This is a genomic window from Photobacterium sp. GB-210 (genome assembly GCF_003026075.1).
Taxonomy (GTDB): Bacteria; Pseudomonadota; Gammaproteobacteria; order Enterobacterales; family Vibrionaceae; genus Photobacterium.
In genome coordinates this window covers 252,320-277,542 of record NZ_PYNU01000002.1, presented here as the reverse complement: position 1 = coordinate 277,542, position 25,223 = coordinate 252,320, and the positions used below count along the sequence as shown (strand labels likewise).

Sequence of the window (25,223 nt, the reverse complement as noted above, 5' to 3'; positions counted from 1 at the left end):
CATTCATGTTAACTTGGAATATTATTTTCTATGCCAGTAGTGCCATCATGCTATTGGCGGCAATCAGTTTACTGTTTGTCAAAGAGCCGATGCATGGTGCGGTGTATTTAACCACATCGCTGCTCGCACTGGCTGTTATTTTCTATTTATTGGGTGCGCCGTTTATTGCCGCGTTACAAATTATTTTGTACGTCGGGGCAATCATGGTGTTGTTTGTCTTCTTCATTATGTTGAGTCCGGCAAGCCGCACCTTCCCACTCACGGCCAATCGCACTGTCATTTTACCGGTGATCTTACTCACCGTTATGTTAGTTGAGGCTTTCATCGTTCTACATCACGGTCATCAGTTCTATACAATTGAAACGATCAAAACCATCAGCCCTAAAGCTGTTGGTGCGGATTTATTTAATCATTACAAACTCGCGATAGAAGCGCTATCAACGCTCTTACTTGGTGCGTTAGTCGCTGTGATTTATCTCGCGGCACAAATGAAAGTTCGCCACTCAGAGACTGATGAGAAAGTGGAGGAGCACGCATGAGTCCACTGACTATCTTAATTTTATCCTTTGCCATGTTCATTATTGGCCTCCTCATTGTTGTTGTTCGCCGACAGCTGTTGTTTGTACTTATGGGTATCGAAGTCATGCTTAATGGCGTTGCGTTAGCCGCGGTTGAAGCCGGTCAACATTGGGGAAATCCAACAGGACAAATCATTACTATCTTTTTGATGATTGCAGCAGGCTGTGAGCTTTCTGTTGTATTGATGCTCGCCATGTTGTCGTACAAGCACCTAAAAACAACCCGTATCGACAAACTTAACCAGCTCAGCAATACATTAATTAGTAAGGGAGAACTGTAATGAATACATGGTTATGGTTAATTCCTGCCGCTCCGCTTTTCAGCGCCGCCTTAATTGTCTTATTTGGCAAGCACTTTCCGACTCGTGCAAGCGGTATACTCGCTTCACTCTCCGTCTTAGTGTCGGCTGTACTCACAGGCATGCTATGGCTATCCAGTGATTTTAACCCAGCTTTCCACCAGCAATTATGGACCTGGATGGCTGTTGGTGATTGGAACGTCAACATTGGTTTATCGGTTGATCGCCTCTCGCTAGTAATGATGACAGTGACAAGCTGGGTTGGATTTCTTATCCACTTGTTCTCCGTTCCCTTCATGCGCCGTGATTTTGGTGAAAGACGCTACTTTTGCTATTTAAATCTATTCGTTGCTGGCATGTTGTTCTTTGTGATGGCGGATAATTTAATCCTGCTATACACAGGTTGGGAAATCATGGGGCTATGTTCATACGGACTGATTTCTCATTACTACAACAAAGAAAAGAATGTGTACTCAGGACGAAAAGCATTCGTCGTAACACGAATTGGCGATACCTTACTTGCGATTGGTATCTTACTGACATTCACCGTGTTCAAAACCGTTAACCTTAACGAGATCTATACTATTGCTAGCCAGCAATCGATGAACTTATGGTTAATTGGCGCGATTTGTCTTCTATTCTTGTTCGGCGGTATGGCCAAATCAGCCCAGTTCCCGTTTCATGTTTGGCTTCCTGAATCAATGGCAGGTCCTTCTACGGTATCGGCATTGATCCACGCAGCAACCATGGTAACGGCTGGGGTGTACTTGATTGCACGTAATCATGTGCTCTTTAATTTAGTACCTGATGTCACATGGTGGGTATCACTTGTGGGTGCATTTACGGCGTTTTATGCAGCAACATGTGCGCTGGCGCAGAACGACATCAAACGTATTCTCGCCTACTCAACCATCAGCCAAATTGGCTATATGTTTGCTGCGCTAGGTGTAGGTGCTTATGATTTAGCTATTTTCCACGTCATTGTTCATGCGTGTTTTAAAGCACTGCTATTTATCAGCTCTGGTGTCATTATCGATATGTTTAATCACGATCATGACATTCGCAAAATGGGCGGTCTCGGCAAACGACTTCCTTGGCTTAAGTGGACTTACCTAGCAGGCTCTGCAAGTTTAGCCGCACTACCTGTCATCACTGCAAGCTTCTTCTCAAAAGATGCCATCATAGCAGCAACGGAAACGGGCCATTTAGGTTGGTTACTGGGTGCGCTTGGTTTAGCGGGCGCATTATTTACCAGTATTTACAGCTTCCGTATGTACTTTATGGTCTTCAATGGTGAAAACCGTACAGCATTTAGTGAACCTCGCTACCTGAAAAATAATGGTCTTCCTTGGCAGATGAAAGTTTCAACGGGTATTTTAGCCGTTGGTTCGATCGCTATTGGTTGGATGCAGTTTCCTAACGAATGGTCTTTTGGCCCTCACCTATTCCTCCCGTGGATTGACAGTCAACTAGGTACAGCGCCAGAGATTGCAACCTCTGCAGGTCTGATGCTGCAAGTGGTGGGATCATTAGTCGCTATTGCTGGGGTATGGATTGCATACATCTTAGTAAAACAAGAGCTTAAACAGGGGCATGGCATCGGTAATTGTCAATTCCTGAACTCAGCATGGTATATCGACGACCTGTCAAAACTAACGGTTATTCGTGGCTTCAAAGGTCTTTCCAAGCTGCTAGAAACGGTTATTGAACGATGGGTGCTGAATCAGGCCATTGTGAAAGGGATCGCGGCAATGTTATCTCTCTCAGGCGAAGCCGTTAGTGATGTACAAGGCAGCCAGCTTTCTCGTTATGTAATTATGATGATTGCAGGTTCTGTTCTTCTGCTTTTTTACTTGGTTTGAGCTATTTAGGTTTGATATATGCTTAGTTTATTGATTTTCTTACCCATGGTAGCTGCACTACTTATCGGCTCAAGTTGCCGTAAGCTGCCATTTATTGCACGCTCCATGACATTAACCACACTCATTATTGAGTCAATGTTAGTAGCTTGGATATTTATCACCCATCAAGTTCATGGTTTTTCCATGACAGAAAGCCTCAACTGGATCCCTGACTTCGGCATTAAATATTTAGTCAGTATGGATGGGATCAGCTTAAGCCTGATTGGTTTAACCTGTACCTTGTTCATCGTTGCAATGCTTGTAGCTTGGCACCAAGTGAATCGTTGGCAGGCTTTTGGCCCACTAATGCTATTAACACTCAGTGGTATTATGGGGGCATTTCTTGCTCTTGATCTCATGCTCTTCTACGTATTTTGGGAACTGATGTTAATTCCGATTTACTTCATGTTGAGTTTCTGGGGCGGTAAAGATACCAAACAAGCAGCATTAAAATTTGTTCTTGTGACCATCACAGGCTCTTTATTAATGCTTGTATCGCTTGTTGCTCTTTACATCATTAATGGTAACAACACAGGTGTATGGACATTTGATTACTTCTACTTAGCTTCCCATCCAATTACGGGTGAATTGGCTATTCCAGTTGTATGCGGATTCTTAATTGCCTTCTTAATTAAAATCCCAGGTTTCCCATTTCACTTTTGGGCGCCTGACACCTACCGCGAAGGGGCACCTGCGGTATCACTACTGCTATCTGGTGTTATGGCTAACGTCGGCGCATACGGTATTTTGCGTTTCTGTTTAGCTATCTTCCCTGAAGCAATGCATCAAATGATGTATATCGGTATGGCACTGGGTGCAATCGGTAGCTTATACGCCGCCCTACTCGCTTTCCGTCAAAAAGATCTCCGTAATGTGATTGCTTACTCAAGTATCAGTCACATGAACTTAGTGGTCTTAGCGATTTTTGCATGGCAACTTCAAGCATTGAATGGTGCAGTGATCCAATTAATTGCTCACGGTCTTTCAGTGGCAGGTCTGTTTGCCGTTGTACGTATGCTTCAAGCGCGCGGGTTTAGCGGTAAGTTTGATGAAATGGGCGGCTTATATAAAGTCCTCCCGGGTATTGGCGTCTTCCTACTATTTATTGTTGCAGCAAGTGTTGGTATTCCAGGATTAGGTAACTTTGCAGGTGAAATCTTACTACTCGCAGGTAGTTTCTCTGTCTCACCTCTTTGGACAAGCTTGGCTGCATTCTCGATAGTGTTAGGTGTGGTTTACTTCTTAAGAGCCTATGGACTGGCATTCTTAGGGCCAATCTCTGACGACAATGAACAACGTAAATTAATAGATCTGACAGCACGAGAAAAGCTAACAGCATCCATCATTGTCATTGGATTGTTCTGGGTTGGCTTAGAGCCGAACTATTTACTGCAACTTATGATGTCATCAACCAAAACACTGGCATCCATTCATTCGGGTTCATATTCATTGATTGAAGGGGTTATCAATGTCATCTCATGAGTTAATTAGTGCAATACCCTTTGCCATCCTAGGATTAGGTGCTTTAGGTGTCCTACTATTGGGTGTTCTGCCGGGTAAGAACAACCAACAACTCCCTTATATGGGATCGATTGTGGTGCTATTAGCGACCATGTTATCAGTGGCTTCTTTATTCGGACACAGTGCGAATATTGAAAACTTTGTGGTTATTGATCATTTCACACTCGTTGCTTTTGAATTATTCGCAGCAGGTGGGCTAGCAACCATATTACTGGCTAAAAATTACCCAGCCCTCAACAAGCATGTTGCAGAAGAGTTTTACGCCCTGATACTGATAGCTGTACTGGGTACATTTATCTTGGCCTCAGCAAGTAACTTATTAGCAGCATTCCTAGGGATGGAAACCATTGCCATTCCAATGTTTGCGCTAATCGCATGGAACCCTCAACGTAAAGGAGCCATCGAAGGAGGGCTTAAGTATGCTGTCACAGCCACTGTTGCTGCAGCATTCTTTATGTTTGGTATTGCACTGATCTATTTTGGTGCGGGCACTATAGTTATTAGTGAAATACCAAAAGCGCTCACCAGTGCTAACGCGATGCCGATAGTCGCATTGATCGGCTTTATGTTGCTATTTGTAGGCATGTGCTTTGAACTAGCTTTAGCGCCATTTCATAGTTGGCTGGCTGATACACTGCAAGCTTCACCTGCGCCTGTGATGGCATTTATTGGTAGTATCGCCAAAATTGCAATGCTGACATTTGTTATTCACTTCGTGATTCAGATTGAACCTATTTGGGATCAAATCTCGTTTGTACTTTGGGGCTTTGTGTTATTTAGCATTGTGTTTGGTAACCTATTGGCTTTCCACCAAACTAATATCAAACGTATTCTGGCTTATTCATCCGTTGCCCACTTCGGCTACGCACTCATGGCACTAACCAGTGTGATCCCGAACAGTAGCGCCTCTTTATCAGAAGCGGTTCATGCTACTGCTTATTACGGGCTGAGCTATGCCGTGATGAATCTGGTCGCGTTTGCTGTGATTGCAATGTTAAACAAACATAACCCAACGGGTGAATTAAAAGGTTATCGCGGTTTAGGTCGACGTTACCCACTCGCTGGTGTTGCAATGGCGATTGCTGTGCTTTCATTGGCGGGCGTCCCCCCTACTGCTGGCTTTTTTGCCAAGTTCTTCCTGTTCGCAAGTGTACTTGGCAACGGATATTTAGGCATGGTTGTACTCGCTGCATTAGCTTCTGCAGTCTCCGTATTTTACTACCTTCGTATCCTACTGGCCTTCTTCGCTAAAGAGGAATATCACCACCACAACCAATCTGCGAATGTTGAAAGTGTAGAGTTTGGTTCAACAGTGGTGATCAGTGTCGGTGCGTTTGCCACTATCGCATTGGGCATCTTTGCTCAAGCAGTGCTTACTTATATGTTTTAACAAATGAGCAACCTCGCTGTACAAGCAGCGAGGTTCTTCATGTCTTCTCTTTATTTCTTTCAAGCTACACTTTCCTCATTTAATTAGCCCTATCCCTCACAAAATCCCTGCGAAAAAGCTCATCACTAAAAGTACAATCCTCTGCTATATCAACAAAAAATTAAATCTCATCTAACCAAGCAGAATATAAAACTAATTAACGTTGATTTTTGATATTAAAAATCAAAACCTCCTTTAGAAGTAACAAATGACATCAAAAATACAAGAAACATAAAAATAAAAAGTCATAAAAACCAAAATTTAAATAATAAAAAGACCTAAATACTGCAATAACAAATAAAAACCAGTTATTAGAACCAAAAAACAACCATCAGAACAAACTATCAACTGTGACGAATGTCTAATTTGGTTTTTAACACCAAAAACAAACGAAAAACTGGTTTCTTTTGTTGGTTATTAGTTAAAAAACAGTGACACATTTCAGGTTATTTTGTTTAACCTATTAATCATTCCAATAACAAGTAATAAACAAAACAACAGATATTAAGGCTTAAATTATGATCATTGGTATCCCTAAAGAAATCAAAACACATGAATATCGCGTAGGTATGATCCCAGCGTCAGTTAAAGAAGTGGTCTCTCATGGTCATCATGTTTTTGTCGAAACCAACGCAGGCACAGGTATTGGCTTTAGCGATCAAGACTACATTGATGCGGGTGCACAAATCCTAGCAACAGCATCTGATGTTTTTGCAAAAGCAGAAATGATTGTAAAAGTAAAAGAGCCTCAAGCTGTTGAGCGTGCGATGCTTCGCGAAGGGCAAATTCTATTTACTTACCTACACCTAGCCCCGGATCCAGAGCAAACGCATGATCTCATTAATAGCAAAGCCGTGTGTATTGCTTACGAAACCGTGACAGATAAAAACGGTCGTCTACCACTACTTGCACCAATGTCAGAAGTGGCTGGTCGCATGTCTATTCAAGCTGGCGCATTCGCATTAGAGAAGTCACGTGGTGGAAGTGGCATACTACTTGGTGGCGTACCAGGTGTTGAACCAGCAAAAGTTGTGATTATTGGTGGTGGTGTTGTAGGTGCAAATGCAGCACAAATGGCATTAGGTCTACAAGCTGATGTCACAGTTATTGACCGTAATATCGATGTACTTCGCCAACTAGATGTACAGTTCAACGGTAAACTAAAAACAGTTTACTCAACCAATGACTCAATTGAAAAACATGTGCTTGAAGCAGATCTTGTTATCGGTGGTGTGCTAGTCGTTGGTGCTGCGGCTCCGAAACTGGTTACTGCTGAAATGATCAAGAAGATGAAGCCAGGCGCTGCAATTGTCGATGTTGCTATCGACCAAGGTGGCTGTGTAGAAACATCCCATGCAACGACTCACAGCGAGCCTACCTACATTGTTGATGAGGTGGTTCACTACTGTGTGGCAAACATGCCAGGTGCGGTTGCTCGTACATCAGCTGTGGCACTAAACAATGTAACACTGCCTTACATTGTTAACCTTGCAAATAAAGGCTACAAAAAAGCGCTACAAGACGATAAGCACCTATTAAATGGCCTAAATGTTTACCGTGGACAAATCACTTGTGAGAGCGTAGCAACATCATTGGATTTACCTTACGTTGATGCAGACTCTGCTATCGCGTGATTCATAGCATTCCCCCCCTCCTCCTGCTGGTTATCTCATTCACTCCTCCAGCAGGAGTTTTTACGTCCTCAAAACCCCATCAACACAAAATATTAAACCATTAAAATCACACTCAGCAAAATAAAATCAAATAAAAATCTAAACAAACCAAAATATTAATGCGATCAAAGTAACAAGTATTCCTATTTAGAATACTGCAAAGATTACCAATTTGTTAACATTGTATTCGATATGAAAAAACCTATAACAAATACATTAACCAATAAGGTCAATCACATGTCGACTTCCAATAACATTGAAATATCCACCCACGCAGAACAAAAACTCACCCTCAATAAACACGATAAAACTTGGATCATAAGCTTATTTGGCACAGCCGTTGGCGCAGGGATATTATTCTTACCAATCAATATTGGTGTAAATGGTTTCTGGCCTTTGATCACTATAGCCTTGCTGGCAGGACCAATGACATTTTTGGCCCACCGTGGCTTGGCACGATTTATTTTATCGTCAAATAACTCGAAAGCTGAGTTTACTGATGTTGCCGAAGAACATTTTGGTCACCGCTTCGGTTTTCTGATCTCACTTCTCTACTTCTTATCTATTTTTCCGATTTTAATGATTTATGGAGTGGGATTAACCAATACCGTTGAAAGCTTTATGGTAAATCAGATGGGTATGGCTACACCGTCGCGGGTGTTGCTATCTGGTGTTCTAGTTGCCCTCCTAATTGGAGTGATGACAGCCGGTGAAAAAACCGTATTACGTGCCTTTGAAGTGATTGTTTATCCATTAGTCTTCATCTTATTTGGGATCTCGGTTTATATGATCCCTAATTGGCAAATGCCAAACTTTACCGATATGCCAGATGCAAAAACATTTACTCAAACTCTATGGCTCGCTATTCCTACCACCATTTTTGCATTCAGCCACACCGCTGCGATTTCCACTTTTTCTGTTGCCCAAAAAAGACATTACGGAGAGCAGGCAGGTAAACGTGTCGACTTTATCTTAAAACACACATCGATGATGTTAATCACCTTTGTATTATTCTTCGTTTTCTCTTGTGCGCTCAGCTTAACCCCCGCTCAATTAGCCGAAGCTAAGGCACAAAACATTTCTATTTTGTCTTACCTTGCAAATGTGACTGGAAGTGGCTTGATTGGGTCATTTGGTCCCTTCATTGCTTGTATTGCTATCATCTCATCGTTCTTTGGTCACTTCCTTGGTGGACGAGAAAGTTTAAGCGGGATCATTGCCAAACATACCAACCTAAAACCTAACGTTGTTAATAAACTTACCATTGGTATTTTATTTTTCTCGGTATGGTATGCCGCAGTAAAGAATCCAAGTGTACTGGGTATTATGGAAACATTTTCAGGCCCTGTGATCGCCCTGATTTTATTTATTTTGCCGATGTATGCGATTAGAAATGTTGAATCAATGAAGAAATATCGCGGAAAGATAAGTAATATTTTCGTGACTGTTATCGGCTTAATTGCTATCTCAGCGATTCTATATAATTTGGTATAAATCGTGCGATAAGAAAACAGCTGATTCGTTAGCTGTTTTCTTTACTGATAAATATATCAATTAAATAACTTAGGCTATTACCCCGTCCCCCCCCTACCTCCACATCCCCTTTAAAAACAATCAATAAGCATAAAATCAAAACCTTACGGTGACAGCTTTTATTCAAAAATGGGAAAAATGAGACGACATTAATGACATCGCAGTGTCTTAAAATAGGCAAAAAGCATGACGTATTGATAAAAATTGCTGACGGGCAACGTTGAATAAATTCAACATACACTATACCCATTAATCCCCCCCTTTTTTTGTGTGTTTACATCACAGTTTTTACACTGCAAATTGCGCGCAGATAAAACTGTGAGCTGTCCCTCTTTCCCCATCTTAAAATGAAAATAAACTCCACTTATCGCAACATGCAAAGACAATTCTAATTTTACGGAGTTTTTCACCATGTTAGACCGCATCAAAAATGGCTTTTTTGAACAAGCACAAAAGTTCGGAAAATCCTTAATGTTACCCATTGCCGTATTACCCGCAGCAGGCTTATTGCTCGGTATTGGGGGCGCACTTTCTAACCCAAATACATTGCAAGCTTATCCTTTTCTCGATATTTGGTTACTGCAATGTATCTTCACGCTCATGGCCAGTGCCGGCTCTGTTATTTTTGGTAATTTACCGGTCCTTTTTGCAGTTGGTTTAGCCGTCGGACTCGCACGCAGTGATAAAGGTACCGCAGGTCTTGCAGCGCTATTAGGTTACTTTGTCATGAACGCGACCATTAATGCGCTATTGGTGCTTAATGGACAACTTCTTACCGAAAACTTGGGGAATGCCGGTCAAGGTATGATCCTTGGTATGCAAGTGTTAGATACTGGGGTTTTTGGCGGGGTCATCGTGGGATTGATGACTTACAGTCTCCATAACCGTTTTAGCAAAATTGAATTACCTCAAATTCTTGGCTTCTTTGGCGGCTCTCGCTTTATACCGATTATCACCTCATTCAGTGCTATTTTGCTGGGTGTCTTGATGTACATTGTTTGGCCGTTTGTCCAATCCGGCATTGGTACGCTGGGTTCACTCGTCGATGCTTCTGGTTACCTCGGCACGTTTATTTACGGCTTTGTGCTTCGTTTACTTGGTCCTTTTGGTCTTCATCATATTTTTTACCTTCCATTCTGGCAGACCGCATTAGGTGGCAGTTTAATCGTTGACGGCACGCTAGTTGAAGGGACCCAACGTATTTTCTTTGCCCAACTCGCCGATCCGAATACACAACAGTTTTATGAAGGCACTGCCCGTTTTATGTCTGGTCGCTTCATTACCATGATGTTTGGTCTATTGGGTGCCGCATTCGCCATCTATAAGTGTGCTAAAAAAGAGCATAAAACACGCGTCGCTAGTCTGATGTTCACCGCTGTACTGACTTCTTTCTTAACGGGGATCACTGAGCCTTTAGAGTTCGCTTTCTTGTTTGTCGCTCCTGTCTTGTACTTCATCCACGCCATCTTTGACGGTCTGGCTTTCATGATGGCTCATATCTTCAATATTACGATTGGACAAACATTCTCAGGTGGTTTTATTGACTTCATTTTATTTGGTGTTTTGCAGGGTAACGCAAAGACAAACTGGGTCATGGTTCCGGTGATTGGTAGTGTGTGGTTTGCACTTTATTACTTTAGTTTCTCTTTCATTATCAAACGAAAAAACCTGAAAACACCAGGTCGTGAGGATGATGACAGCGCCATCATCGAGAACATTGCAGGCTCTGAACGTACTGAAAAAATCATCGAAGGACTGGGTGGCCGCGACAACATTAAAGACGTTGATTGTTGTGCGACACGATTACGTATCTCCGTCATCAAGGGTGAAAACGTCAATGAAGCACTATTAAAAATGACGGGCGCACGTGCCGTGATCATCAAAGGCAATGGGATCCAAATCGTCTATGGACCACAAGTCACCATTATTAAAACTGAAGTAGAAGAAGCAGTAGGATGTTAAGTATGAATATGTTGTCAATCGTGAAAAATAATCTGATTGTTTCTTGCCAAGCATTAGAAGATGAACCGCTGCATAGCAGTTTCATTATGGGTCGGATGGCATTAGCGGCAAAAGAGGGCGGAGCCAGTGCAATACGGGCTAACTCACCACAGGACATCATTGAAATTAAGCAAGTTACGCAATTACCTGTTATTGGTATTTTAAAGCGAGATTACGACAATTCGTCCATTTACATTACCGCAACGATGAAAGAAATCGATGAACTCATGGTAGCGAATCCTGACATGATCGCGCTTGATGCCTCATTAGGGTTACGTCCTGACGGTATGACACTTCAAGAGATGATCAAGAACATTCGACAGCGCTATCCATCAGTGTTATTGATGGCCGACATCGCCACATTAGAAGAAGCATTAACGGCACAAGAATTAGGATTTGATTGTGTATCCACTACCCTTCATGGGTATACTACTGAAACGAAAGGAATGAAACTTTACAACCATGATTTTTCATTCTTACGTGCTGTCGTTGATGCTGTTTCTATTCCGGTAATTGCAGAAGGAAATGTCGGTACGCCGGCGCAAGCAAAACGCTGCCTTGAGCTAGGTGCCTACTCCGTCGTTGTTGGTGGTGCAATCACTCGACCAAAGCAGATCACTACAGCATTTATTGATGAAATTAAAATGTGTTAGGTCATAACAATGAGGCCTAACCTTGTTAGGCCTTTTTATGACTTCAACAACATCATTACTAAAAGAAATTCAAAAAAACCAAGAAACCTTTACTAAATCGGGCCGAAAACTAGCAGAATATATTCTGATGCATAGTGATGATGTCGTCACTATTTCCATCTCAGATCTCGCCCTAAAGGCTACTGTTGGTGAAGCCAGCGTGACACGTTTTTGTCGTCAGTTAGGATTTCATCGCTTCCAAGATTTCAAAACAGCGCTTGCTGTTGACGCTACGCAACAAGAATACGGTATTGATCCTAATCTTGGCTCTTTTGAATTATCAACAACAGATGATGTTATTGATGTCGCTAGTAAGTTAAAGAACAACCTCAATACAATTTTAAACGATACCATATCACCTATTAAGCCAAACGAAATAAAATTACTTGTAGATAAAATCACTCGCTGTCGTGACATTTGCTTTTTTGGTATCGGATCATCCGGTATTGCTGCCAATTATGCCTACACAAAGTTAATGCGTATTGGATTAAAGGCAGAATCACTCCACAACAACCACATGATGTATATACGTGCGAGCTTGTTAAATAAGGAAGATATTGCTTTTTTTATTTCTCATAAAGGCGAGTCACAAGAAATCATCAAATCACTTTCCTTAGCTAAGGAAGAAGGTGCAACAACGATAGCACTCACACATTGTCATCAATCAACGGTAGCAAAGATGGCAGATCATGTATTGATCACCGGTGATGATCAAACTTTCATTCAGGGGGACTCTATCGGAACGGTTATGTCGCAATTGTTTATGATCGATCTTATTTATACACTCCTCATTCAACGCGAACCTCAAAAAGCACAAGACGTTAAAATGAAGACAATTAAAGCATTAGGATAATGTAAAAATATTTAAAACTGGCAATAGTGGCTTTTATTCTTGCTATTAAAAAAAAGCCACCGTACTTACATACGATGGCTTTCAATATTCTTTTTACTGTACGTTTTTATTCAGCGTCAGCGTGACCATGGATACGGTGTTTAGTGACAAAGCCGACTAAGAAACACATCAAGAAGACAACCGCATACAAGCCGTTCGCGGTAACTAATGCCGCATGTGTGCCAAAGTTCTCTACGATTGGGCTGGTTACCACAAAGGTCAACATAGTACCGATGGTGCCACAAAGTAAAATGAAGTTCACCAACTTCGGTGATGATGCTTTAGTCTGCTGTGAGCCTAGCGTAATAATAGATGTGTAAATCGCACTACTAAAGAAGCCAAGAATAGAGATCACATACAGTAATGTTTTGGCATCAGTATCTTTATTAAACCAATACATTAATCCTGTCGCTAATGCCGATAACACCATGACAAGACGCTGTAAGTCGAACTTTTTCAAAATAGCACTGAAGATCCACATACCAACCATGTATGCGCCCCAGAAGTAACTGACTAAATGACCCGCATCGGTGATCGACATGCCCAAATCTTTAGTGGCATATTCAGGGATCCAAGAAACAAAACCTAGCTGACCAAGAATGTAGCATAAGGCCGCAATCGCTAAGAACACAACGCCTAAGCCCCATTTCTCTTTTTCAGGGATGACTTCAAATTCTTCTTCGTCTTTTTTACCCAGTACAGGGAATTCAGCAAATAACGTCAGCACAAAAATCGCTAGATAAATAATACCGATAGCCACATACACCCAGTACCACTGAAGATGATGAGCCAGAACCGCTGCAGAAATTATTGGGAAAATCATCCCTGCCATACTAAAAAATGAGTCTGTAAACAGTAGACGCGAGCCGCGTTGCTTACCTTCATAGATATGGGTGATCAAATAGGTACCAATTGACATGGTGATACCACTCACGACACCTAATACAAACATGCAGCCAGAGAAAATCGCGATACTATGCCCAAACATCAGCCCGAATATCGCCAAGACCATAAGACAAAAACCAAAGATGAGCTGGCGTTTTAACGGCACAATTTCCATCAACCATACATTAAGGAAGATGGAGATTAAGATACCTGTATTTAAAAAGGTAAAGGTGTTACTCATGCTTGATATTGGTAAGTTGAAGTACTTAGCAATATCCCCCATCACAATACCTGTGACGATAATCAATGAGCCTGTTAGCGCATATGATAAAAAACTAATCCATGTCAGGAGGTTGCGATTTGTGTTTGTCATTGCAAATCCTGAAAACGTTCTAATAGATAATAATATGATGAATGCTATCAATTCATATTACTCTTAATTGTGATTATACTCACAAAGAATATTTATTATGGGTTTTACTCCGATTAAACACCAATTTTTTCAGTTTTTATTCAGCCATCAATACACAACAGAGTGAGTATTAATCTAACTACTCAAACTATTTACTGGTTAAAACTTACTCTTTGACTGCTATTACATTGCTAGCTACCATGATGGATTAGCTAAATACCATTCGACTGTTTTTCTTAAACCCGTTTCAAAACTCTCTTGCGGTGTCCAGCCAACTTCTTGAGAAATTTTGGATGCATTAATCGCATAGCGTTTATCATGACCAGGACGATCATCCACATAAGTGATCAAATCACGGTATGCCTTAACCCCTTGCGGTTTATTAGGCACTAAGATCTCCAATACATCGCAGATAGCATGAACAACAGCAATATTGGTTTGTTCATTATTACCACCAATATTATACGTCTCGCCGACTTTTCCCTTTTCCAGAACCGCCACTAACGCTTTAGCATGGTCATCAACATACAGCCAGTCACGCACTTGCTGACCGTTACCATAGATAGGAAGTGGTTTCCCAGCTAAAGCATTTAAGATCACCACTGGTATTAGTTTTTCAGGGTACTGATACGCTCCATAATTATTTGAACAATTCGTTACAATCACAGGCAAACCGTAAGTACGGTGCCATGCTCTGACTAAATGATCGCTTGACGCTTTCGAGGCCGAATAAGGACTCGATGGCTGATACGGTGAGATTTCAGTAAACGGTTGTGCTTGTGGCGAAAGATCGCCATAAACCTCATCGGTTGATACATGAATAAACCGAAATAGCTGACGACGACTATCAGAAAGAGCAGAAAAATAGTGCCTTGCCACGTCTAGTAATACATACGTTCCAATCACATTGGTTTCAATAAATGCCGCAGGCCCATCAATCGAGCGGTCAACATGACTTTCAGCCGCCAAATGCATCACAGCATCTAGCTGATATTTTGAAAAAACACGCTCAATCTCAATTCGGTTAGTGATATCTACCTGTTCAAAACTGTACCTTTCATCATCACTGACACATTCAAGTGACGCTAAATTGCCAGCATACGTGAGCTTGTCTATGTTCATCACTTGATGAGATGTATTTTGTATCAAGTGGCGAATAACCGCTGAGCCAATGAACCCAGCACCACCTGTTATTAGAATTTTCAATACAATGGACCTTATTTTTAAAACATGCCATTGTAACGCTTAATTACTAACAGTAAGAAAAAATATAATATAATCTTTAACTATTAATTGTAGAAAATAAAATTGAAACGAGCAGTCTTAATTGATGCTTTAGCCCAAAACAAAAACAGCCCGATATTATTAAGCACTAGTAATCAAGAGCTAATATCGGGCTGTTTTATTTAAGCGAGAACAGGCAATTACGCGTCTGTTTTTTCTCTTAATGGTGTTAAATTTAAACCATCAGTAAACGAGGTATCATTGAGTGATTTAATAAAAGCAGTAAAGGCTTCGCCTAATGCTTTATCTCGCATACCGTATTCAACAAAGGCTTTCGCGTAGCCTAGCTTGTCACCACAATCGTGAGAGCGACCTGTCATGTGGAAAGCTTCAACGGTTTCATCTTGCATTAGCATGTCGATAGCATCAGTAAGCTGGATTTCATCACCTGCACCTGGTGGCGTCATTGCAAGCTTATCCAAAATGCTATGAGATAAAACATAACGACCAACCACAGCAAGATTAGATGGCGCATCTTCAACCGCAGGCTTTTCAACCATACGCGTCATAGGACAAGACTCACCGGCTTTTAATTCAGTGCCGTTACAGTCAACTACACCGTATTTAGAGACATCGCTCATTGGTACTGGCTCAACCATAATTTGGCTTGCATCGGTTTGTTCAAAATGGCTGATCATTGCCGCTAAGTTTTCTTTTCTTTGATCGGCAGAGTATTCATCCAAAATCACATCAGGCAAAACAACAGCAAACGGATCATTACCTACTAGCGGTTTGGCACACAATACAGCATGACCTAAGCCTTTTGCCTGACCTTGACGCACATGCATAATAGTTACGTCTTTCGGGCAAATGGCTTGGACTTCATCTAACAACTGACGTTTAACACGCGTTTCTAACGTTGCTTCTAATTCAAATGAGGTATCAAAGTGGTTTTCAATCGCGTTTTTAGAAGAGTGCGTCACTAATACAATTTCTTTGATGCCTGCATTTACACACTCATTCACGATATATTGAATAAGCGGCTTATCAACTAACGGCAGCATTTCTTTTGGAATTGCTTTGGTTGCCGGAAGCATACGCGTACCTAACCCTGCCACAGGAATGACAGCTTTATTTATTTTGTTATTCATTATTTATCCGTATTAAATGAAGAACTTATTTATTGTAAAAGTCGCGATACCACTGAACAAAGTTCTCAACACCTTCTTTAATTGGTGTTTGAGGTTCATAACCAGCAGCTTCAAACAAACCGCTACTATCAGCATAGGTTTTATATACATCATCCGATTGTATTGGCATGAAATTTTTCTTCGCTTTAATATCTAAATTTAACTCAAGGGCTTCAATATAATCCATTAACTTTTCACACTTACCATTACCAATATTGTAAACACGATAAGGTGCAGAGCTGTCTGCTGGTGAACCTGTGTCTACAGACCAGCCGGCTTGTTTCTGAAGTACTACATCTTAAATGCGTAGAATACCTTCAACAATACCATCGATATATGTAAAGTCACGTTGCATATCACCATTCTTATAAATTTCGATCGCCTCGCCATTCATTATCTTATTGGTGAACTTAAACAATGCCATATCAGGACGGTTCCAAGGACCATAAACTGTAAAGAAACGTAAGCCTGTTGTTGGCCAGTTATAGTGTGAGCCATTAACTTTTTTGCTTTTTTGCTGGCTACGTAGAGTGAAATTGGGTGATCAACAGAGTCACTTGTTTCAAATGGCGTTTTAGCGTTTAATCTATAAATAGAGCTAGAAGAGGCATAAATTAGGTGCTTAACATTATTATGGCGATAGAATTCTAATACATTTAAAACAGCTATAGAAGCAGAGACTATAGAAGATATTCAAAAAATCCCGGCTTTAAATGAAGCAATAAAAAAACAGCAGAATCAAAAGAGCCGAATAGACCAGAAGATCCAGATGCACTTCCTACTGGTGATACTGGCGATGGTGACGGTACTGGTAACTTCTAGTCACTGGTTAGGAGATACTAAATTAAGTATTAACTACCTAACTTCGAAAGCAAAAGGTAGCAGTGAATATGAAGACTTTGTTGCCGTTAGTATTGCCATCCCATTAACACCTTGGCGTGATATGAAGCCTGACTATGCTCAGGTATGTGGTATCGATCAGTTTGTATACTCATTGCAAACACGCGTAGGTGAAAGCCACAATAACTTAAACTCTGGTTTAGGGGCTTCATCGGATCTTCAGCATAACATTGTTCGTCAATATGAGAACCGTGGCCGACTTTCTCCTGCTTACTTCAAAGCAAACACTCAACGTTTAAGAAATGCATACATCAAATATGTGAAAGTAACCGTAGAGTAAAATAATAAAGGATATTTAGGACTTCGCTAGTTAAAAATATTTATTTATCAACATAACTATAATTATAATATCCATAGGTATTACTGATTTTTTTCTCTACCGAGTTAAGTATAAAGCCGGTGATCTCTACGCCAGCATGATTAAATCGCTCTTTTGCTACTTCAATTTCATGTATAGATGTCTTTTTAAATCGACCAACTAAGAAATTAGCCCCTGCATACTTACCAACTAATGCTGCATCAGTCACAGCTAATAATGATGGGGTATCTACAATAACAATATCATAGTTTTCATTAGCCCAGTCCATTAATTCAGACAACCTATTTCCCATTAGTAACTCAGAAGGATTGGGGGGTATACAACCACAAGAAATAACATCTAAATTATCAACATTAGCTTTTTGTACAATTTCATCTAAATTACCTTGATAACTTAAATATTCAGAAAGTCCATTTTTACCTTTTAAATTAAATACTTTAGTACTCTTTCCTTTTCGCATATCAGTATCAATAAATAATACTTTCTTTTTAGCTTGAGAAAATACTATGGCTAAATTTTTCGATAAAAATGACTTACCAAGATCAGGACTTGAACCTGAAATCATTATTATCTTATTTTTCGCAGTAGATATTGAAAAATATAAACTTGTTCGTAACGATTTTATTGCCTCTATCGCTAAGTCATCAGGGTAAAGACACGCAAGTAACATCCCCTCTTCATTAAATTCACGACTGCTTTTACTTTTTTTAAGTAATTTACTTTGATTAACGGAGTATGGCACAGTTGCATAAAGAGGAAGTCCTAACGATGATATTTGACGAGGATCATCAATACCACTCATAACAGTTTTCTTTAATAAAACAATTACAATAGAAAGCATCCCACCAAGTAAGGTAGCGAGAACAACGATAAGGGCTTTTTTAGGTTTAATTGGAATTGGTGACGTTTCTGCTGAGTCAATTAATCTTACACTACCAACTGTACTTTCCTGACTTATTCTTAATTGCTGAACTTTATTAATAAGCGATATATATATATGTTGAGCTGCCATCACATCACGATTTAACGTAATTATTTTTTGATTTGTTTTAGGCATAGCGCTAACTTCATTTTCTAATTCAGCTTTTCTTTTTAGTAGTGTCCTTTGTTGTTGTAATAATGAAACATATGCAGGATGCTCTTTGGTATATAATTTAGATATTTCAGACTCTTTGAAACCCAAATCAATTAATTTACTTTCAACTGATGCTAAAACATTAAGTGTCGACTTAGCTTGATAATCCATATCAATAGAATCGCTAGACACTTTAAATGCATTTAGTTTATTTTCAGCAATATCCAACTCTTTTTTAACTTCAGGTAACTGATTTTCTATAAAAGCTAAACTTTTAGCTGCTTCTAGCGCATTATGATCGATATTTTGTGCCAACTCATTATTAGCGATATCATTTAAAATAGTCTCCATCCGCAGAGGATTACTACCTACTAATGAGAGCTGTAAAATACCTGTGTCTTGGCCAGACTCCTTTATAGATAAGCTTTTTCTAAGAGATGATACCGTATTATAACGATTAAGTTTCTTAATGATAAACTTCTGCCCAACCTCACCATTCAGCTGTAAAATAAGTAACTGATATCCATTTTTATTTACTAGTTTTCCAACTTCACCGGAGAAAATCAGTTCATTATTTTTATTAAAAAAATCGTATACCCCTTTCTTAGCATCATTTATTTTTACAATATACTCACCACCTCTATTACCACTTGATTTATTATCATTTTCAGGTGTTATCAATAGTGAAACTTTAATCTCAGGTACATCACCTAAAAAATACGCTATCTTTTTACCTATGATAGGCGTAAATATGGGTGAAGAATATAAAGTTAGATTTAGATTATCAACAGTTCTCCCCAGCACCATACGAGACTTAATAATCTCTATTTCTGTATTTGCTGTAGACTGTGATATAAATAAGTTTGAAATATCATTCACGTGAAAATCTAAATGCTGATGCTGTGTCTCTACTTGTAGTCTTGCTACCGCTTGATAAGTTAAAGGTGTTGACTTCGCATAGAGCACACCTAGTATAGTAAAAAAACACGTGATACTTAAAATTAGCTTCCAAGATTCAAGAACTGATTTAAATAAATATATTAGATCAATCTCATCATGATTTAAATTACTATTACTATCCATTCTTATTTCATCCCTAATTTAATCATGTTATTTAAGGTCCGTATAATAATCCACACCTTGAGTTAGTGTGGTAAAGTTTGTAATGGTTGGTAGAACCTGCGCCATCACTCTATTCCACCTTCCCATTGGTGATGCGGTAACATAGATTATATCTTGAGGGTTTAATTCGAATTGATTGGCAATAATCATAGCTGCTGCACTTTTCATATTCAGTTGATAAATATCTGCAACTTTATCCTCTTTATCCTCTTTATCCTCTTTATTTATTCTAATAACAAAGACACCTTCAGCATCAGCACTGATTTCATTAATCCCGCCAACGGTACTGAGCGCCTCAGTTAAATTCATTCCTGAACGGTCAATTTGAAGCGTTTGGGGGTTATTCACCTCCCCCATTACGAATACTTTTAAATCGTCATTATTAGCTATATGTATAATATCATTATTTTTTAATAATATATTCTGAGTTAAATCGCCGTTTTGAATAAGATCGTAAGCCGATAAATGAATAACATTATTATTTCTTGTTACAGTAACATTATGCCAATCAGCATCAATACTAAAACCCCTCGCCTTATTAATAGCAAGCAATAATGTTAATGCCTTATCTGTAATAGCTTGCTCTCCAGGAAGCTTCACTGAACCTGTTACATAAACTTGTTTTGATTTATAAGCTGCCACTGAAACTTCAATTTGTGGCATTTCAATATATCTCGCTAACTTCTTTGTTAACACACTTTGTATATAAGATAATTTGTGTCCTGCAACATGAATAAAGCCAACATAAGGATAAAAAATACGCCCATCAGCATGCACGCGAGTACCCGCCTCTTCAGGTGTACGTTCCGGTCCTTGCGGAATTGTTAGCTCTGGATGATTCCAAACGGTAATATTTAATACATCAGTGGGTCCAACAATATAACTATAATTGTTTATATCTGTTTGTAACTGTTCATTCGTCTTAGCTTTTACTTCTTTTTTTCTTACTTTGTTTATCACACTACTATCTAAATAATAAATATTTACCTTGTTCAAAATAGATTCATTTTTAGTGTTTTTTATCTCTTTATTTTTTATATTCAAATGCATTCCAGGCATACTGCAACCGGAGAGAAAAAACAGACAAAAAAAACCAACTAAACATACATTTTGTAAAGCTTTACATCTATAGAAGGGCATTATTTAAATATTCATAAGTCAATAAATGATAACAATTATACCAAATAAGAATCATAAAAACTCATTGCATAGTATTTATGTATGCTTTTAATGACCAACATCATAATAATTAATGAAATATAACCCACAATCAAAAAAAACACATAAGTATGACAATTAAATAAAAATAGTAATAAATCTATTTAAATAGCTTTTTACAGTTTTTTATTTTTAAAATATAAAAAAGGTGAGATATAAACCTCACCTTTTGGAGCAATAATGCTTTAATTACTGTTTATAGCTTTGCAGCTAATTCAACACCTTGACGAATTACACGTTTAGCATCTACCTCTCCGGCAACATCCGCACCGCCAATCACATGAACATTAATGCCTTGCTCAGTGAGCTTTTCTGACAGTTCTTCAACCGATGTTTGACCTGTACAAAGTACAATATTATCGGCATCTAATATTCGAGATTGTCCTTCAACAGTAATATGTAAACCTGCATCATCGATTTTGTCATAACTAACCCCACCAAGCAGTTCAACACCGCGTTTTTCTAATGTTCTACGGTGGATCCAGCCTGTTGTTCTGCCCGGACCTTTACCGACTTTGCCCGGTTTTCTCTGCATTAACCATACTTGTCGCGGGCTAATGTATTCATCATGCGGTAATAAGCCACCTTCATGAGTCAATGTTTTATCAATCCCCCACTCTTCAAGCCATTGATCAAGATTTTGATTTTCAGGCTCGGTTAGCATGGTAGATACATCAACCCCAATACCACCAGCACCAATAACAGCGACTTTTTGTCCTAACTGTACTTTATCTCTAATCAAAGTTTGATAATCGATAACCTTAGGATTATCGACGCCAGGAATAGGCGGAATACGCGGTTTAACCCCCGTTGCGATAATGACTTCATCATAGTTAGCTAAATCATCTTCCGTTGCAGCATAACCAAGTTTTACGTTTACACCTGTTTGTTCTAAACGACGAGTAAAATAACGAATCGTTTCTTTAAACTCTTCTTTTCCTGGTATTTGCATCGCAAGGTTAAATTGCCCACCAACGTGGTCATTTTTCTCAAATACATCGACGGTAAAACCTCGCTCTGCAACAGCAACAGCGCACGCCATTCCAGCAGGTCCAGCTCCAACAATCGCCACTTTTCTATTTTGTGCTACCGGGGTTAATACCAGTTCGGTCTCATAACACGCTTGAGGGTTAACTAAACAACTCGCACGTTTACCAACAAAAGCATGATCTAAACAGGCCTGGTTACATCCAATACAGGTATTAATATCATCAGCGCGATCTTGCGCGGCTTTTTCGACAAAATCAGGATCGGCAAGGAACGGTCGTGCCATCGATACCATATCAGCTTGCCCTGACGATAGAATATCTTCAGCCACTTGTGGGGTATTAATACGATTACAAGTAACTAAAGGAATAGAGACTTCTTGTTTAAGCCTTTCTGTAACCCAAGCAAATGCGGCACGTGGGACTTGCGTGGCAATCGTCGGAACACGTGCTTCATGCCAACCAATGCCGGTATTTAAAATGGTTACACCAGCTTGTTCTAGAGCCTTTGCAAGCATTACCACTTCTTCATGAGTACTGCCTTGCTCAACTAAATCCAGCATTGAAAGACGGAAGATAATAATAAAGTCACGTCCAACTCGCGCGCGAACCGCTTTCACAATTTCTAGTGGGAAACGAATTCGATTTTCATAACTCCCACCCCAATCGTCATAACGTAAGTTCGAACGCTGGCAGATGAACTGATTAATCAGATAGCCTTCTGATCCCATCAGTTCAACCCCATCATAGCCAGCTTCGCGAGCAAGCTCGGCGCTTTTTGCAAAAGCATTGATGGTTTTTAAAATCTGACGTTCAGACATTTCACTTGGGGTGAATTTAGAAATAGGTGAACGAATAGCAGAGGCACTCACTGCAAAAGGCGACATTGCATAGCGCCCAGCATGTAGTAACTGAAGCGCTATTTTTCCACCTTCATTATGTACTGCATCTGTAATGTTTTTATGTGCCCGAGCTGCACGTGATGAACTAAATTCAGCACTTAACGGATGTAGTCGCCCACGAAAGTTGGGAGAGAAACCGCCAGTGACAATTAGTCCTACACCACCACGCGCACGTGCGGCATAGAACGCAGATAATTTTTTAAATCCATCTCGTGATTCTTCAAGCCCTGTGTGCATAGAGCCCATTAACACACGGTTTCGTAGGGTAGTAAAACCAAGATCCAATGGCGCTAACAAATGAGGGTATGCTTTATTGTCCATGGCTTTTGCTTCTCTTTTTATTATGGTCTGACCAGTATATTAACCCTGTTATGCCATTTCAAACATTTGTTTACATTAAGTTAACATTTGTGCTTTCGCGCACTTTTCTTATGCCTTGGATGACTAACAATACGGCTATTTATTCAATACCTTGTTTTGATATCTCTTCTTAATAGTAAATTTACTGAAATTAGTTAATGAGTACGATACGATATGTCTCAAGAATCATTAAAGAGAGCATCCATGAAAGCCATATTCAAAGGGATTGGAGCGTTTTTCAGAACAATCTGGAAGTTAATCAACTTTGCCCGTAAGTTTATTCTTAACTTAATTTTCCTACTGATTGTAGGTGCCATTATTTTTGCTTTTAGTGATAACGATGATAACGCTGAAAAGCCAGAAGCATCGGCGCTGGTACTAAACCTATCAGGCCCGATTGTTGAGCAGAAAAACTATGATAATCCATTAGATAACGTTATTAGTGATGTGATGGGGCAACCACCTGTTGAACAAAACGTTTTATTCGATATTGTCGAAGCCATCCGCACTGCAACTACCGATAGCTCTATCACTGGCCTTGTATTAAATCTTAAAAACATGCCAGAAACGAGCCTGACAAAACTGCGTTACATTGCAAAAGCCATTCAAGAATTTAAAGCATCCGGTAAACCTGTTTATGCTTATGGCGGTCATTACAGTCAAAGCCAGTACTACCTTGCAAGTTATGCCGATAAGATCTTTATGTCACCTGATGGCGGTATCATGTTAACGGGTTATGGCACCTATACGCTTTACTATAAAACATTATTAGAAAAGCTAGATGTCACTACTCACGTTTTCCGTGTCGGTACTTACAAATCATTTGTCGAACCGTATATCCGTGATGGCATGTCAGCCGCAGCAAAAGAAGCCAATACGGTTTGGTTAGATCAATTATGGGATGCTTATACCTCCGATGTGGCGAAAAACCGCAATATCGATGCTAAATCATTGACGCCTGAAATGAACAGCTTTGTTGAACAACTCACTGCTGTTAATGGCGATTTTGCTCAACTGAGTAAAAAAATGGGTCTTGTTGATGAGTTGGTAACTCGTCCTCAATTAAGCCAAATCTTAATCAAAGAATTTGGTGATAACGGTGAGCACAGCTTTAAACAGATCAGCTACTACGATTACTTATCGATGCTGGTTGATGATCAACAACCATCCAATAACAAAGTAGCTGTCGTTGTTGCAAGTGGCGCCATTGTTGATGGCAAGAGTAGTCAAGGTACAGCAGGTGGTGACACGATTGCAGCACTACTTCGCAAAGCTCGCTTTGATAACGATGTTAAATCTGTGATCTTACGTGTCGATAGCCCAGGAGGCAGCGCCTTTGCTTCTGAGGTGATCCGTAATGAAGTCGATGCCTTAAAAGCGGCGGGGAAACCTGTTGTTGTTTCGATGTCGAGTGTTGCAGCATCAGGTGGTTACTGGATCTCTTCAAGTGCCGATAAAATTATCGCACAACCAACAACGATCACCGGCTCTATTGGTATCTTTGCGATTTTAACCACATTTGAAAAAAGCTTAGAAAAGCTAGGCGTTTACAGTGATGGGGTGGGAACGACTCCTTTCTCAGGTGTCGGCGTAACACGTGCTCTTCCTGAAAATGTCGGCAAAGTTTTCCAGCTTGGGGTTGATAATGGCTACCAGCGCTTTATTGGTTTAGTCAGCAAATACCGCCATATGTCACTTGAGCAAGCAGATAAAATTGCCCAAGGCCGAGTATGGACAGGTAAGGACGCGAAAGAACGTGGTTTAGTCGATGAGCTCGGTGACTTTGATACTGCAATAACGGAAGCGGTGTCGCTCGCTAAAGTAGATGATTACCAATTGGTCTGGATGCAACAGCCTCTTTCTCCTATCCAGCAATTCTTTAAAGAAATGTCAGGTGAAGTAAAAGCACAGGTTGTGGCAATGGTTCTTGGTGACACACCAAATGCATTAGCGCCAGTGACTAAAGTTGCAAAAGATCTGACTTCTCTTAGTAACTTTAACGATCCTAATGGTCGTTATGCGTTCTGCTTAAATTGCAGCACCGTTAACTAGTAACAAAAACGTTATCAGCAACCAATAATTAAAAAGCTCGGCGATATGTCGAGCTTTTT

At 39.9% G+C, this 25,223-nt stretch carries 18 protein-coding genes and 1 pseudogene; 12 read left to right on the top strand and 7 right to left on the bottom strand.

Annotated features, from left to right (window positions below):
• Positions 1-5 precede the first annotated feature (5 nt).
• The 10 genes from C9J38_RS04915 (at position 6) to C9J38_RS04870 (ending at position 12,480) form a co-directional block, all read left to right on the top strand.
• On the top strand, positions 6-539 hold the full coding sequence (locus tag C9J38_RS04915) for an NADH-quinone oxidoreductase subunit J (RefSeq protein ID WP_107206115.1): 534 nt from the start codon (positions 6-8) through the stop codon (positions 537-539).
• Positions 536-859, top strand: coding sequence for an NADH-quinone oxidoreductase subunit NuoK (nuoK, locus tag C9J38_RS04910; RefSeq protein WP_005368949.1), 324 nt, complete (start codon positions 536-538; stop codon positions 857-859). The genes C9J38_RS04915 and nuoK overlap by 4 nt, the downstream gene beginning before the upstream one ends.
• On the top strand, positions 859-2,739 hold the full coding sequence (gene nuoL, locus C9J38_RS04905; protein ID WP_107206114.1) for an NADH-quinone oxidoreductase subunit L: 1,881 nt from the start codon (positions 859-861) through the stop codon (positions 2,737-2,739). The genes nuoK and nuoL overlap by 1 nt, the downstream gene beginning before the upstream one ends.
• An 18-nt stretch (positions 2,740-2,757) precedes the next feature.
• Entirely contained in the window at positions 2,758-4,260 is a 1,503-nt protein-coding gene (locus C9J38_RS04900) for a NuoM family protein (RefSeq protein ID WP_105059760.1), read from the top strand.
• Positions 4,247-5,689: an NADH-quinone oxidoreductase subunit N gene (locus C9J38_RS04895; RefSeq protein WP_107206113.1), complete on the top strand. Its 1,443-nt coding sequence runs from the start codon at positions 4,247-4,249 to the stop codon at positions 5,687-5,689. The genes C9J38_RS04900 and C9J38_RS04895 overlap by 14 nt, the downstream gene beginning before the upstream one ends.
• Positions 5,690-6,246: 557 nt before the next feature.
• Positions 6,247-7,362 (top strand): alanine dehydrogenase, encoded by a 1,116-nt coding sequence (gene ald / locus C9J38_RS04890; RefSeq protein WP_107206112.1) that lies wholly within the window; start codon positions 6,247-6,249, stop codon positions 7,360-7,362.
• A gap of 276 nt (positions 7,363-7,638) precedes the next feature.
• The gene (locus C9J38_RS04885; RefSeq protein ID WP_107206111.1) at positions 7,639-8,895 is read left to right on the top strand and encodes an aromatic amino acid transport family protein; all 1,257 of its coding nucleotides are present in this window, start codon (positions 7,639-7,641) and stop codon (positions 8,893-8,895) included.
• A 450-nt stretch (positions 8,896-9,345) separates the two neighbouring features.
• Positions 9,346-10,896 (top strand): maltose/glucose-specific PTS transporter subunit IIC, encoded by a 1,551-nt coding sequence (locus tag C9J38_RS04880; RefSeq protein ID WP_107206110.1) that lies wholly within the window; start codon positions 9,346-9,348, stop codon positions 10,894-10,896.
• 2 nt (positions 10,897-10,898) lie between these two features.
• Positions 10,899-11,588, top strand: coding sequence for an N-acetylmannosamine-6-phosphate 2-epimerase (locus C9J38_RS04875; protein ID WP_199187017.1), 690 nt, complete (start codon positions 10,899-10,901; stop codon positions 11,586-11,588).
• 37 nt (positions 11,589-11,625) lie between these two features.
• Entirely contained in the window at positions 11,626-12,480 is an 855-nt protein-coding gene (locus tag C9J38_RS04870) for a MurR/RpiR family transcriptional regulator (protein ID WP_107206109.1), read from the top strand.
• Positions 12,481-12,586: 106 nt separating this feature from the next.
• On the opposite strand, the gene tsgA is transcribed toward C9J38_RS04870, so the two are convergent.
• The 4 genes and pseudogenes from tsgA to C9J38_RS04850 all read right to left on the bottom strand — a co-directional run.
• Positions 12,587-13,777, bottom strand: coding sequence for an MFS transporter TsgA (tsgA, locus tag C9J38_RS04865; RefSeq protein ID WP_107206108.1), 1,191 nt, complete (start codon positions 13,775-13,777; stop codon positions 12,587-12,589).
• Between the two features lie 234 nt (positions 13,778-14,011).
• Positions 14,012-15,022 (bottom strand): dTDP-glucose 4,6-dehydratase, encoded by a 1,011-nt coding sequence (gene rfbB, locus C9J38_RS04860; protein ID WP_107206107.1) that lies wholly within the window; start codon positions 15,020-15,022, stop codon positions 14,012-14,014.
• Positions 15,023-15,240: 218 nt separating this feature from the next.
• The gene (galU, locus tag C9J38_RS04855; protein ID WP_107206106.1) at positions 15,241-16,191 is read right to left on the bottom strand and encodes a UTP--glucose-1-phosphate uridylyltransferase GalU; all 951 of its coding nucleotides are present in this window, start codon (positions 16,189-16,191) and stop codon (positions 15,241-15,243) included.
• A gap of 25 nt (positions 16,192-16,216) precedes the next feature.
• A pseudogene (locus tag C9J38_RS04850) lies at positions 16,217-16,890 on the bottom strand (NAD-dependent epimerase/dehydratase family protein); the annotation flags it as partial.
• 109 nt (positions 16,891-16,999) lie between these two features.
• Here C9J38_RS04850 and C9J38_RS04845 point away from each other — a divergent pair.
• Positions 17,000-17,410 carry a hypothetical protein gene (locus tag C9J38_RS04845; protein ID WP_233218471.1) on the top strand — a complete coding sequence of 137 codons (411 nt, stop codon included), beginning with the start codon at positions 17,000-17,002 and terminating at the stop codon, positions 17,408-17,410.
• A gap of 40 nt (positions 17,411-17,450) precedes the next feature.
• Here C9J38_RS04845 and C9J38_RS04840 read toward each other — a convergent pair whose 3' ends face one another.
• From C9J38_RS04840 to C9J38_RS04830, 3 genes are all read right to left on the bottom strand, one after another.
• Positions 17,451-19,607: a polysaccharide biosynthesis tyrosine autokinase gene (locus tag C9J38_RS04840; protein WP_107206105.1), complete on the bottom strand. Its 2,157-nt coding sequence runs from the start codon at positions 19,605-19,607 to the stop codon at positions 17,451-17,453.
• A 27-nt stretch (positions 19,608-19,634) separates the two neighbouring features.
• Positions 19,635-20,786, bottom strand: a complete 1,152-nt coding sequence (locus C9J38_RS04835; protein WP_255418761.1) for a polysaccharide export protein — start codon at positions 20,784-20,786, stop codon at positions 19,635-19,637.
• A gap of 274 nt (positions 20,787-21,060) precedes the next feature.
• The gene (locus C9J38_RS04830; protein WP_107206104.1) at positions 21,061-23,073 is read right to left on the bottom strand and encodes an NADPH-dependent 2,4-dienoyl-CoA reductase; all 2,013 of its coding nucleotides are present in this window, start codon (positions 23,071-23,073) and stop codon (positions 21,061-21,063) included.
• Between the two features lie 243 nt (positions 23,074-23,316).
• Here C9J38_RS04830 and sppA point away from each other — a divergent pair, with 243 nt between their 5' ends.
• Positions 23,317-25,164: a signal peptide peptidase SppA gene (gene sppA / locus C9J38_RS04825; protein ID WP_107206103.1), complete on the top strand. Its 1,848-nt coding sequence runs from the start codon at positions 23,317-23,319 to the stop codon at positions 25,162-25,164.
• Positions 25,165-25,223: the final 59 nt, after the last annotated feature.